Origin of the sequence: Microvirga sp. Mcv34 (genome assembly GCF_024519725.1) — a bacterium.
GTDB lineage: Bacteria > Pseudomonadota > Alphaproteobacteria > Rhizobiales > Beijerinckiaceae > Microvirga.
Map to the genome: position 1 here is coordinate 31,192 of NZ_JALJRK010000044.1, position 11,386 is coordinate 42,577.

The 11,386-nt window shown below is 63.7% G+C and carries 10 protein-coding genes; 3 read left to right on the forward strand and 7 right to left on the reverse strand.

Going from position 1 to position 11,386, the window contains the following annotated elements; genetic code table 11:
* Positions 1-12: 12 nt before the first annotated feature.
* Together OC446_RS20270 and OC446_RS20275 are read right to left on the reverse strand one after the other, a co-directional pair.
* Positions 13-954 carry a glycine--tRNA ligase subunit alpha gene (locus tag OC446_RS20270; RefSeq protein ID WP_262030830.1) on the reverse strand — a complete coding sequence of 314 codons (942 nt, stop codon included), beginning with the start codon at positions 952-954 and terminating at the stop codon, positions 13-15.
* A gap of 96 nt (positions 955-1,050) precedes the next feature.
* Positions 1,051-1,911: a S49 family peptidase gene (locus OC446_RS20275; RefSeq protein WP_262030831.1), complete on the reverse strand. Its 861-nt coding sequence runs from the start codon at positions 1,909-1,911 to the stop codon at positions 1,051-1,053.
* A gap of 188 nt (positions 1,912-2,099) precedes the next feature.
* Here OC446_RS20275 and OC446_RS30865 point away from each other — a divergent pair, with 188 nt between their 5' ends.
* Positions 2,100-2,420, forward strand: coding sequence for a hypothetical protein (locus OC446_RS30865; RefSeq protein WP_315986525.1), 321 nt, complete (start codon positions 2,100-2,102; stop codon positions 2,418-2,420).
* A gap of 31 nt (positions 2,421-2,451) precedes the next feature.
* Here the strand turns inward: OC446_RS30865 and OC446_RS20285 are convergent, their stop codons facing one another.
* On the reverse strand, positions 2,452-3,192 hold the full coding sequence (locus OC446_RS20285; protein WP_262030832.1) for a tRNA1(Val) (adenine(37)-N6)-methyltransferase: 741 nt from the start codon (positions 3,190-3,192) through the stop codon (positions 2,452-2,454).
* The gene (locus tag OC446_RS20290) at positions 3,185-3,409 is read right to left on the reverse strand and encodes a DUF2007 domain-containing protein (protein WP_262030833.1); all 225 of its coding nucleotides are present in this window, start codon (positions 3,407-3,409) and stop codon (positions 3,185-3,187) included. Before OC446_RS20290 ends, OC446_RS20285 begins: the two co-directional genes overlap by 8 nt.
* Before the next feature lie 108 nt (positions 3,410-3,517).
* On the opposite strand from OC446_RS20290, the gene OC446_RS20295 reads away from it, so the two are divergent.
* Positions 3,518-4,537 carry a polyprenyl synthetase family protein gene (locus OC446_RS20295; RefSeq protein ID WP_262030834.1) on the forward strand — a complete coding sequence of 340 codons (1,020 nt, stop codon included), beginning with the start codon at positions 3,518-3,520 and terminating at the stop codon, positions 4,535-4,537.
* 285 nt (positions 4,538-4,822) lie between these two features.
* Here the strand turns inward: OC446_RS20295 and OC446_RS20300 are convergent, their stop codons facing one another.
* Positions 4,823-6,808, reverse strand: a complete 1,986-nt coding sequence (locus tag OC446_RS20300) for a glycoside hydrolase family 113 (RefSeq protein ID WP_262030835.1) — start codon at positions 6,806-6,808, stop codon at positions 4,823-4,825.
* Positions 6,809-7,390: 582 nt separating this feature from the next.
* On the opposite strand from OC446_RS20300, the gene OC446_RS20305 reads away from it, so the two are divergent.
* Positions 7,391-8,200, forward strand: coding sequence for a MetQ/NlpA family ABC transporter substrate-binding protein (locus tag OC446_RS20305; RefSeq protein WP_262030836.1), 810 nt, complete (start codon positions 7,391-7,393; stop codon positions 8,198-8,200).
* A gap of 71 nt (positions 8,201-8,271) precedes the next feature.
* Here the strand turns inward: OC446_RS20305 and OC446_RS20310 are convergent, their stop codons facing one another.
* Entirely contained in the window at positions 8,272-9,135 is an 864-nt protein-coding gene (locus OC446_RS20310) for a 4-(cytidine 5'-diphospho)-2-C-methyl-D-erythritol kinase (RefSeq protein ID WP_262030837.1), read from the reverse strand.
* Positions 9,136-9,278: 143 nt separating this feature from the next.
* A complete protein-coding gene (locus OC446_RS20315) occupies positions 9,279-11,021 on the reverse strand; it encodes a tetratricopeptide repeat protein (protein WP_262030839.1) in 1,743 nt (580 codons plus the stop codon).
* Between the last annotated feature and the right edge of the window lie 365 nt (positions 11,022-11,386).

Genomic DNA, 11,386 nt, shown 5'->3' on the forward strand with positions numbered 1-11,386 from the left:
TCGGGACGGCATTCACGCCGCCACGCCTCCGCCCTCGGTCTTCAGCCAAGCGGCACCGCAGGCCTTCGCCAGCTCGCGGACGCGCAGGATATAGCTCTGGCGCTCGGTGACGGAGATCACCCCGCGGGCGTCGAGCAGATTGAACATGTGGCTGGCCTTGATGCACTGGTCATAGGCCGGCAGCGCCATGAGGTGGCGGTTGTCGTTGAAGCCGGGCTTCGGCTCGCCGTCTTCGAGATATTTGCGGCAGGCGGCCTCGGCATCGCGGAAATGCCGGAACAGCATCTCGGTGTCGGCATATTCGAAATTGTGGCGCGAATATTCCTGCTCGGCCTGGAGGAAGACATCGCCGTAGGTGACCTTCCGGTCGCCGTCGAGCCCGTTGAAGTTGAGGTCGTAGATCGATTCCACGCCCTGCAAATACATGGCGAGACGCTCGAGGCCGTAGGTCAGCTCGCCGGCCACCGGCGAGCATTCGAAGCCGGCCACCTGCTGAAAGTAAGTGAATTGCGACACTTCCATGCCGTCGCACCAGCATTCCCAGCCGAGACCCCAGGCGCCGAGCGTCGGGCTTTCCCAATCGTCCTCGACGAAGCGGATGTCGTGGACGCTCGTGTCGATGCCGATGGCCTTGAGCGAGCCGAGATAGAGCTCCTGCAGGTTCGGCGGGTTCGGCTTCAGGATCACCTGGAACTGGTAGTAGTGCTGGAGCCGGTTCGGGTTCTCGCCGTAGCGCCCGTCCTTCGGGCGGCGGGAGGGCTGCACATAGGCGGCCCGCCAGGGCCGTGGGCCCAGGGCCCTCAGGGTGGTGGCTGGGTGGAAAGTGCCCGCGCCGACTTCCATGTCGTAGGGCTGGAGGATGACGCAGCCCTGCTCGGCCCAGTAGCGCTGGAGGGTGAGGATCAGGCCCTGGAAAGAGCGCGCAGGGTTCATATGCGCGGGTTCGCTCGTCATATCGGCGTCCGGTTCATCTCGAAAATGTCAGGCGAACCCTTGGGATGACGGGCGGCCCAAGTCAAGCGTCGGCGGCTCCTCCCGTCATCGCCGGCCTCACAAGCCCAAGCGCGCCCAGGCGGCCCGCTCCTCGAGGGCTCCGACGATCTCGCCCGGGTCGATCAGGCTGCTCTGCCCGAGGGACCGGCGGCCGAAGAGGCGGCCCAGCAGCGGCGGCCGGGCCGGCTCGATCATGCGGAACTGCACATTCTCGCCGAAGCGCTGGCGCAGGATGGTACGAATGTCCCCGAGCCCATCGATGAGGCCGAGATCGAGCGCCTCCGACCCGACCCAGAAGGCGCCGGAGAAGAGATCGTCATAGGAATCGTTGAGCTTTTCGCCACGGCGGTCACGGACGAGATCCTCGAAGACCTGATGGATCTGGCGCTGGAGCCCCTTCAGGCGCACCACGTCGTCCGGGTTCTCCGGCCGGAAAGGGTCCAGCATCGCCTTGCTCTTGCCCGCCGTATGAACCCGCCGCTCGACCCCGATGCGCTCGATCAGCTCATGAAAGCCGAAGCTCGCGGAGACGACCCCGATGGAACCGACGATGGAGGCCGGGTCGGCATAGATCTCGTCCGCCGCGCAGGCGATCATGTAGCCGCCCGAAGCCGCCGCATCCTCCACGAAGGCGATGACGGGGAGCTTCTTCTCCTCGGCGAAGGCGCGGATGCGCTTGAAGATCAGGTGCGACTGCGCGGCGGACCCGCCCGGCGAGTTGATGACCAGCGCCACCGCCTTCGCGCCCGGAACCGAGAAGGCGCGCTCCAGGAGCGGCGCCACGCTCGCCATGGCGAGCCCGGCCCTGAGAGGCATCACGGCGCCGATGGGGCCGGACAGGCGCACGACGGGCACAATGGGATCGGGATAGACGCGATATTTGCCCGGTAGGAGAAATTGAAGACGTGCCGGAAGCATGGAAGAGAACGATGTTTGAGCCATGGCCGTTATGTAGGGTGCACAGCCCGGCTTCCCAAGATGAACATACCGTTAGGGAAATTGTCGGGCTGCGTTCAGTTAGGTTCGTTTAAATCTTCATCATGGACAACAGCCCGGTCGCAACACCGTTTCATTTCGGTTTGCGGGCGAGGCGAGGAGAAGATGAAATGCGTAAGCTGATGTTCGGCCTTCTTGGTTTTGCAGCCCTGGGCTTCGGGGCCCTGTCGGTCCAGCCGGCGGAGGCGCAGCCCTATTACCCGGGCTATGGCTATCGGGAGCCGTCCGTGACGGTCCAGTACGGGGGACCTCGCTATGGCCGCCCTTATTACGGTCGTCCCTATTACGGACGTCCCTACGGCGCCTATCGCCCGATGCCCGCCGCGCGACGCTGCTGGGTCGAGCCGCGCCGGGTCTGGAACGGCTACCGCTGGGTGCGCCGTCCCATCGAGGTCTGCCGTACGGTGGGGCGCCCCGGCTATCGTTACTGAGTTCGGACAAGGGCGCCGCAAGGCGCCCTTTTCATAGGAGGTCCGCCTCCCCCCGATGCAGGGCGTCGGCCTGTGGGGTGAACCGCCCGTCCGGCCCGTTCAGGATCAGCGGCGGCAGAATGGTCAGGGGTGCCTTGCTGCCCTTGACCCCGGCCAGCAGGAGGCGAATCGCCGGCCGGTCGGCGCTCGGATGCACGAAGCGCAGTTCCAGACCCCCGAACCATCTGTCCACGATCCGAAGGCATTCGGAGGTGCGGTCGGCCCGATGGATGAGGACGAGTCGCCCCTTCGGCTTGAGCAGCCCCGCGCAGGCCTTCAGCCAAGCCTCCAGCCCACCCGCCGGCAGGGCATGAGCGGCCGCGCGAATCCGATTGGGCGAGATCCGGGCCTGCCCCTCCTCCAGGAACGGCGGATTGGTGAGGACGAGATCGGCGCTCTCAGGCATCAGTCCGACCGCAAGTCGCGCGTTCCTGTCCAGCAGGTCGGCGACGGCAATCCGCCCGTCCAGGCCGTTGTCCTGGCAGTTGCGGCGGCACAATTCGGCGAGATCGGGATCCCGCTCCACGAAGACGTAGCAGGCTCCCTTCGCCCGGGTCGCCGCCATGAGCCCGACGGCTCCGGTCGCGGCTCCCACATCCACCACCACATCGCCCGCTTTCACCGGTGCCGAGGCGGCGAGCAGGACCGCATCGGTGCCGGCCCGATGCCCCCTCTCCGGCTGGACGAGGCGGACGCGCCCGCCGAGCAATAAATCTTCCGTGATCTCAACCATGGCGCAGCTCGGCCTCGAGCCCCGCCTCGGAGATCAGCCGGCGCGCCTGGAGCAGATGGTCCTCGGGGACCAGGATCCGGCGCGGAAAGGCGCCCGTCATGCCTTCCAGGGCGCTCATATGCGCGTCCGCGACGAGAACGGGGATATTGGCGTTTTGCAACAGGGATTGTAGGAAACCGACCAGAACGAGATCGTTGGTGCGGACGATTTCGACCATCGGCGTGAGATCCTTCCCATGCGCTAAGCGTTTGCATTGCAGCATGGAAAGTGCCATGCCAAACCATATTCCTACCGGCCATCCCGGCCGGCAACCCGGGTAGTGACAGTGGGCGTCGTCGTTCCGTTCGAAGACAAGCATCCCGAGAAGAATGCGAGCATCGAGAAGCTCGTGTCCCTTGTGGCCTCCGATATGGAACGGGTCAATGCGATGATCCTGTCGCGCACGGGTTCTGAGGTCACGATGATCCCGGAAGTGGCCAATCACCTCATTTCCTCCGGCGGTAAGCGCCTGCGGCCCATGCTGACGCTCGCGACCGCGGGCCTCTCCGGCTACGAGGGTGACGGGCACGTGAAGCTCGCGGCGTCCGTCGAGTTCATGCACACGGCCACCCTCCTCCACGACGACGTGGTGGACGAGAGCGACATGCGCCGGGGCAAGATCGCCGCCCGAATCAAGTGGGGCAACGAGGCGAGCGTGCTCGTCGGCGACTTCCTGCTCGGCCAGGCCTTCCGCATGATGGTGGAAGTGGGCTCGCTGCGCGCCCTCGACATCCTCTCCGCCGCCGCGACCGTGATCGCCGAGGGCGAGGTGATGCAGCTCGCCGCCGCCAAGAACACCGAGACGACCGAGGATGAATACCTCGCCGTGATCCGCGGCAAGACGGCGGAACTCTTCGCCGCCGCCTGCGAGGTCGGGCCCGTGATCGCCGGCCGCCCCAAGGCCGAGCAGGCCGCCTGCCGCTCCTACGGCATGAATCTCGGCATCGCGTTCCAGCTTGTGGACGATGCTCTCGATTACGGCGGCAAGGCCGCGACGCTCGGCAAGAACGTGGGCGACGATTTCCGCGAGGGCAAGATCACCCTGCCCGTCGTCCTCTCCTTCCGCCGCGGCACGGACGAGGAGCGCGCCTTCTGGAAGCGCGTGCTCGAGCAGGGCGAAATCGAGGATGCGGACCTGGAGCAGGCCATCGCCATCATGCGCCGCCACCGGGCCCTGGAGGACACGGTCGAGCGGGCCCGCCATTACGGCGCCATGGCCCGCGACGCCCTCGCCCTCTTCCCGTCGGGCCCCATGAAGCAGGCCCTCCTCGACACCGTCGATTTCTGCATCGCCCGAGCGTATTGAGACGCCGGCTCGATCATTCGCTGAGTGTGTCTGGCTCATCCGCCGGCATGGATCCGAGCCTTCATCCTGAATGTATGTCCGGACATGCGCTGCGAGCCCCTCTCAGGTCATCACCAGCCATGTGCCGGTGATCTCAATTGCTTGAAGCACCGAGCCTCTCCGGATTGGGATAGCCGGCACAAGGCCGGCCATGACGTAGTGGGCGACTGGATCGGCCAGGCAACAAGGATGAGGTGAGAGAGGGCTGAGCCCGCCGCTCTGGCGCGAACCAACTCCCGCCTTCCGTCAGATGACGAAGAGGTCCTTGTAGGTCATCTTCAGGTTCTTGGAGAGTGTAGCGATCTTTATCTGCGCCGCGCCACCAACGCCGTCGGCATCGTAGTATACGACGCCCTTCTTGCTGTCGTAGATGATCCGATCATCCGCGTCATGCGCCTTCGCGCCTTTGTAAAAGTACTTGCTCGCCATCTGCTTAGGCTTCGAAGGTGTACCGGAGCCGACCTTGAAGTACTTGTTCTCCAGATAGATCGAGTCGTCCGCGACATTGAAGTCGGCGATCTTATCGACGTTCGTTTTTGCGTTCGGCTTGGTGTCGAAGACGAAGATGTCCTGACCGGAACCGCCTGTCAGAACATCCTTTCCAAGCTTGCCATAAAGCACGTCGTTTCCAACGCCGCCGACAAGTTTATCGGCTTTCTTGGTGCCGATCAAAATTTGGCCGTTCGCTCCAATGCCACCGTCTATCAATGGATTGAGATTGCTTGACGCCACGATTCCGTCGGAGAACTCGAATACCTCGATTCCCGAGACGGTATCGCGCCCGTCGCCATTGACCCGGCTGTCCAGAAAAGCGAACGAACCATCCTGGCTCTTGGTCACGACATAATCCGCACGGCGGCCGCTCAAGACAGCCTTGTCCTGATCGCCCGTCCCACCATCAAGAGTATCGTCACCGGACCCGCCGATCAGAACGTCGTTCCCGTCGCCACCATTGACTCTGTCATGCCCGGCACCACCCCACAGCAGGTCATTGCCACCGGCTCCGTTGAGCGTATCGTTGTGATAGCCGCCATCGAGTTTGTCGGCATTGGCCGTGCCATTCCAGACAAGGCCGGTTACGTGGGCCGGGCTAGAATAGTTCGCCGTCACAATATCATTGGCGGGCTTATGCTGCGTGGTGTAGTCCGCCCAGGACACGCCCCGCCCGCCCTGGTTCACCGGGAGCATCGGGTTTTCGAAGGAATAGTAGCTCCAGAGGAACGACCCGGCGAGCCATTGGCCGCCGTAATTCTCCATTACATAGTAAAGAGCGTTGTAGGCGTCGACCTGCTCCTGGAAGTCAACCGGGGCGGTGGTATCGAAGCGACCGGGATCAAAGCTTGTTCCATCCATGCTTCGATAGCCAATTTCGGTGAAGATGATTTGCTTTCCATATCGCTCGGATAAGGACTTGTAGTAGTCGACTGCGGATTTTCCTCCATGCAGCGTGTCTCGAATCCAAGAATTAAAGTGCGGTTTCGTCCAGGCATCCACCATCTCGTTGACGGTTGGATTGTACGGTATGTAATCAGGTGCCGGCGGCTGCTGATGCTCCGGCGTCAGTGGCAGATAGGCATCGATGCCGATAAAGTCGAGCTTATCCCAGAACTTGACCTTCTCTAGCGTCCAATAGGTCGCCGCATAGGTGACCTTGCCGGAATAGACGGCACGCACGGCAGCGATGATCTCTTCCCACTTTTGGGTATAGGTCATGCCATCGCTGCAGACCCCCAGCGGATTGATCATGCTGTCCATTTCGGTGCCGACGCAGATCATGTCCGCACCGCCCGCCTGCGCCGCCCTGGCGTATTCGACCATCATGGACTTGTAGCTGGCGAACCATTCTTTCGCTTCATGAAATTGGCCACTGTTAGGTGTGATTTCTCCCCCAGGCGTGATTAATGCGCGCCAGACGCGAGGTTGGTCAGTTTCAAGGTGAGGCTTGAGTACGACCTTGAGGCCATGTGCCTTGGCCGAGAGAATGGATTGCCTGACCTGCTCGAAGCTGTCGCTCTCTTGGTCATAGAGATTGCTCGCCTCACCCTCGTTCAGCTGCGTCGAGCTGCTGTTCTCATCATGCTGGAAGAAGTTGGGGATGATCGTGACCGTGTTAGCCCCAGTGGCCACGATTTGGGACATTGCCGCCTGCCCCTGAGGATCAAGAATCTGTCCGTTGTAATAGGAAGGCTGGGTGATGCTCTCCCACTCGAAAATCTGCTCGGAACCGCTCATGATGTGCCCCTGTTATCAATGTCTGACGAATGTCACGACCTTGATCAGCCGAATCTTTAAAACTTTATAGCATTATAAATTGCTACTGCTATTAGACTGAATGGTCGAGCATCGTTGTGGCGCGGCAGAGATGTCAGCTGGAAGGGACATATCAGGAGTACAGTCCGATCAGGCTTCATGTCGACAGCAGTGAATGCCCCGAAGCCGATGAACCGGACGTTGCTGAGCCCGCCATGCATGACTGCTTTGTTCTTTTTACAGAACATTTTGATTGACTTAAAACCCGATAGCTTTAAATGAATCGTTGTCCCGAGGCGGTGCAAACCCTCTTGGGCCGCGGTGATTTGAGACGAGCAGCTTGCCCCGCGTGATCAAAGGCTAAAGCGCCACGAGCGGCTTCCGCCTCGTGGTTCACGAGGATCGAACGGCCATGATGCGTCCGACTTCCATGACGATCTCCCTGCCCCGGCCCTCGCCGGCCGAGAGCTGTCGTCGCCTCGCGGCCTGATCCTCTCCTTCCTTCCGAACCACATGTCCGGCTTCGAGTTGAAGCCCGATTCACTTTGCCTGAAAGGTCAACCCATGTCCGTTTTCACCCGCCGCAGCCTTCTGTCCGCGACCTTCGCGCTCGGCGCCGCTCTGGCCGCGGCCCTGCCGGCTGCCGCCCAGCAGAAGAGCATCAAGGTCGGCGTCATGTCGGGCGCCGAGGAAGAGGTCGCGCAGGTCGTCAAGAAGGTGGCGGCCGGCAAGGGCCTGAACGTCGAGCTCGTGCCGTTCTCCGATTACGCCCTCGTCAACGAGGCGCTGGAGCGCAAGGACCTCGACGCCAACGCCTTCCAGCACAAGCCCTATCTTGACGCGCAGATCGCCGCCCGGGCCTACAAGATCGTCCCTGTGGGCTTCACCTTCGTCCAGCCCATCGGCCTGTACTCCACCAAGGTGAAAGCCGTCGGCGACCTGCCGAAGGGCGCCAAGATCGGCATTCCGAACGACCCGAGCAATGGCGGCCGCGCGCTCAACCTGCTCGCCGCTGAGGGCGTGATCAAGATCAAGGAGGGCCAGGGCCTGTCGCCGAGCCTACTCGACATCGCCGAGAACCCGAAGGGCATCAAGTTCTCCGAGCTCGACGCCGCCCAGCTGCCTCGCGCCCTGCCCGATCTGGACGCGGCTGTGATCAACACCGATCACGCCATCAATGCAGGCCTCGACATCCGCAAGAACACGATCGCGGTCGAGAAGCGCGAGGGCAATCCTTACGCCAATTTCGTCGCCGCCCGCCAGGGCGACGAGAACCGCCCGGAGATCAAGACCTTCGTGGAATCCTACCAATCGCCGGAAGTGGCGAAGTTCCTGGAAGAGCGCTTCAAGGGCGCCATCATCCCGGCGTGGTAATGCTCTCCTGAGCGCCAGCATCTCGGCACTCCATGGCCGGACTCGGGCCGGCCATGATTCCGGCGAGTCGATTACCGTAGGCTCGTCGCCTTCACCCACCAGTCGGGGCGTGAGCGCCTGACGGCTTTTGCTGCCTCGGCGGCGGTCCCGCAATCGTCATAGAGCCCGAACACCGTCGCGCCCGACCCGGACATGCGCGCCAGGCGGCAGCCTTCGGTCTGCCGGAGTAAGCTGAGCGCTTCGCCGATCAGCGGCTGGACCCTGAGCGCAGGCGGTTCGAGATCGTTGCGGGCGGTCTTCAGCGTCTCTAGGAGCGCACCCCGCTCGATGACCGGGTGTCCTGCACCCGCCAGGGCCTGCCCTGGATGCAGCCCAAGCGCCCTGAACACCGCCGGCGTCTCCACCGGCACGCGCGGATTGACCAGTACGGCGAACAGGCGCGGCAGGTCGAGCAGCGGCCCCAGCGCCTCGCCCGCGCCCCGCATCATGCGGGCTCTCGGCTCCAGGCAGACCGGCACGTCGGCTCCGGTGAGGCGGGCGGCCTCGCGCAGGGCGGGATGAGACAGCGGCAGGCCGTTGAGCCGGGCCAGGAGTCGCAGGGCGGCAGCCGCATCCGAGGACCCGCCGCCGATCCCGGCCGCCACAGGCAGGCGCTTCGTCAGATGGAAGGTGCCGAGCTGCAGGTCCTCCACGCGATCCGCCAGAAGACGCGCGGCCTTCAGGACGAGATTGTCGGCATCGTTTCCGGCAAGGGAGGCGGTCGGGCCGCTGACGTCGAGCGCCAGCCCCGCCCCGGGCTCGAGACGCAGATCGTCACCCGTGCCGGCGAAGGCCACGAGGCTTTCCAGCTCATGATAGCCGTCGTTCCGTCGCCCGAGCACATGGAGCGTCAGGTTGATCTTGGCGGGAGCGCGGGTGGCGAGCGGCTGGGACATGGCGCCTCCATGCCCGAGAGCGGGCCCATTGGAAAGGGCCCGTCGTCATGGCCACACTTGCTGCGACCATCCACGCCTTGGAACCATGGCGCCAAAAACGTGGATGCCCGGCACAAGGCCGGGCATGACGTGAGAGGGTTTTGCTAACCGCCGTTCTGCTTCGGCGCTTCCGGCTGCGGCGGAGGCGCGTTCTCCGCCGCAGCCGGCTTAGGGTCCTCTTCGAGGCCGTTGTCGATCTTCTTGAGGATCTTCACCAGCTCCTCATGCTCGGGATCCGAGTTCTTGGCGTGGTCCCACTGGAACTTCGCCTCGAGCTTGCGGCCGACCTTCCAATAGGCATCGCCCAGGTGGTCGTTGATGGTCGGATCGCCCGGCTTCAGCTCGACGGCCTTCTCCAGCTCGCGCACGGCATCGTCGTAGCGGCCCATGCGGTAATAGGCCCAGCCGAGGGAGTCGATGATCATGCCGTCGCGGGGCGCGAGCTCGACGGCCTTCGTGAGCATCTTGAAGGCCTCGTCGATGTTCATGTTCTGGTCGACCCAGGAATAGGCGAGGTAGTTCATCACCTGCGCCTTGCCGGCCGGAAGCCCATCGGGGACGAGTTCCAGGCTCTTCTTCAGATCGGCTTCCGCCTTGCCCCACTGCTTCGCGCGCTCGTAGGACGTGCCGCGATAGAAGTAGAGGATCCAGTGGCCGCGTTCCGGCTGGCCGATCAGCTTGATGGCCTTGTCGTAGGTCTCGGCCGCTTCCGCGAACTTCTTGCGCGAGCGCTGCACGTTGCCCAGCGCCATGACCACTTCCACGTCGTCCGGGCGATCCTTCATGAGCTTTTCGAGGTGGGCGATGGCGTCGTCGCCGCGCCCCATCAGCTCGAAATTATGCCCGATGGAGATGTCGGCGCTCGGCCGGACCGGCGACTCCTTGGGAATACGCTCGAAGATCACATTGGCCTTGTCGTATTGCTTCAGGCGCTCATAGACGTCGCCGAGGGTCACGAGGGCCAGCGGATGATCGGGCTTCAGGTCGAGGCCGAGCCGCAGGTAGATGATGGCGGTCAGCTCGTCCCCTTGCGTGTTGCCGACGACGCCGAGCCCGTAGAGCAGCTCCGCCGCCCCGTCCTGGGCATTGGTGACGAGCGGCAGGAGGGGCTTGTCCTCCTCGAGCGCCTTCATGGCGGCGCGCACGATCGGGTGGCGCGGCGCCACTTCGTCGAAGGCCTTGTAGATCTTCAGCGCCTCGTCCTTGCGGCCGCGCTTGGCCAGGAAGCGGCCATAGGCGTCGACCACCTGCAGGGTGTTACGCTCGCTCTCATAGGCCGCCTTGAAGCGCTTCTCGGCCTCGGTCGGGTTGCCCACCACGTCGGCGATGAGCGCCGCGTGGTATTCCCGGAACTGGTCGAAGGCGCGCTCGTTCTTGAGCTTGTCGACCGTGGCGAGCGCCTGCTTGCCGTCCTTGGAGCCGGCATAGGTCCAGGCCGTGAGAAGCGTTGCCGTCAGATCGGCCTGGCGACCGCGCGTCCCCTTGGACAGGCGGGTGCGCGCATCGGCGTATTTCTGGCTCTTCATGGAGCGGACCGCGAGAGCGAACTGCGCCAGGTTGTTGGTCGCATCCTGGGCGGAGAGCCGCTCGGCCGCGCGCACGGCCTCGCTCATGGAGCCGTTGGCCAGGAACGCCACGAAGGCCCGCTCCAGAAGCTCCTGGTTGCGGGGATCCTCCTGGATCGCCTCGCGGAAGAAGATCGTCGCTGCCTCGGTATCTCGCGCGGAACCCGCCACATAGGCCGACAGGAAGTTGCCTTCGAGACTCTGGGCTGGCGTCAGGGGCTCGTCCTGGGCCGTGTTGGCCGCGACGGCCGGGGCCGCGAGCAGACCGGCGGCCAAAAACATCAATGCAGGCAGACCCTTGGGGGCCAAAGGCAGTTTCAAAATGGGCACGAAGCGCGGCTCCAATCATCGCAGCATCTCTGGATAGCCGAGATGTGCGCCAAATCAGGCCGGAGAATGACGTTTCCCTCTTATAGCCGCAAGGGGAAGATTGCCGCTGGCCCCGTAAAAGCGTCGTGAGGAGGATTGCCTCCCCCGTTATGGGCGGCCCTGTGCCAAGGATCCACGCCTGGGCGGCACGGCGGCTCCAGAGACGGAGGGAGCCCATGACGGGCGGGTGCTGATCGGTTCATGTCAAAGAGCCAGCACCTTCGGGCCCGCAGCTTGCGCTGCGAGCCTTCGGGGGTCGAGGGAGGGTGCTCAGGGCC

What these genes read in the sequence shown, in the direction of transcription:
- OC446_RS30865 (WP_315986525.1), top strand. Translation starts at nt 2,100, where the DNA reads ATGCGTAAGCTGATGTTCGGCCTTCTTGGTTTTGCAGCCCTGGGCTTC.
- OC446_RS20275 (WP_262030831.1), bottom strand. Translation starts at nt 1,911, where the DNA reads ATGCTTCCGGCACGTCTTCAATTTCTCCTACCGGGCAAATATCGCGTC.
- OC446_RS20270 (WP_262030830.1), bottom strand. Translation starts at nt 954, where the DNA reads ATGACGAGCGAACCCGCGCATATGAACCCTGCGCGCTCTTTCCAGGGC.
- OC446_RS20305 (WP_262030836.1), top strand. Translation starts at nt 7,391, where the DNA reads ATGTCCGTTTTCACCCGCCGCAGCCTTCTGTCCGCGACCTTCGCGCTC.
- OC446_RS20285 (WP_262030832.1), bottom strand. Translation starts at nt 3,192, where the DNA reads ATGGTTGAGATCACGGAAGATTTATTGCTCGGCGGGCGCGTCCGCCTC.
- OC446_RS20290 (WP_262030833.1), bottom strand. Translation starts at nt 3,409, where the DNA reads ATGGTCGAAATCGTCCGCACCAACGATCTCGTTCTGGTCGGTTTCCTA.
- OC446_RS20310 (WP_262030837.1), bottom strand. Translation starts at nt 9,135, where the DNA reads ATGTCCCAGCCGCTCGCCACCCGCGCTCCCGCCAAGATCAACCTGACG.
- OC446_RS20315 (WP_262030839.1), bottom strand. Translation starts at nt 11,021, where the DNA reads ATGTTTTTGGCCGCCGGTCTGCTCGCGGCCCCGGCCGTCGCGGCCAAC.
- OC446_RS20300 (WP_262030835.1), bottom strand. Translation starts at nt 6,808, where the DNA reads ATGAGCGGTTCCGAGCAGATTTTCGAGTGGGAGAGCATCACCCAGCCT.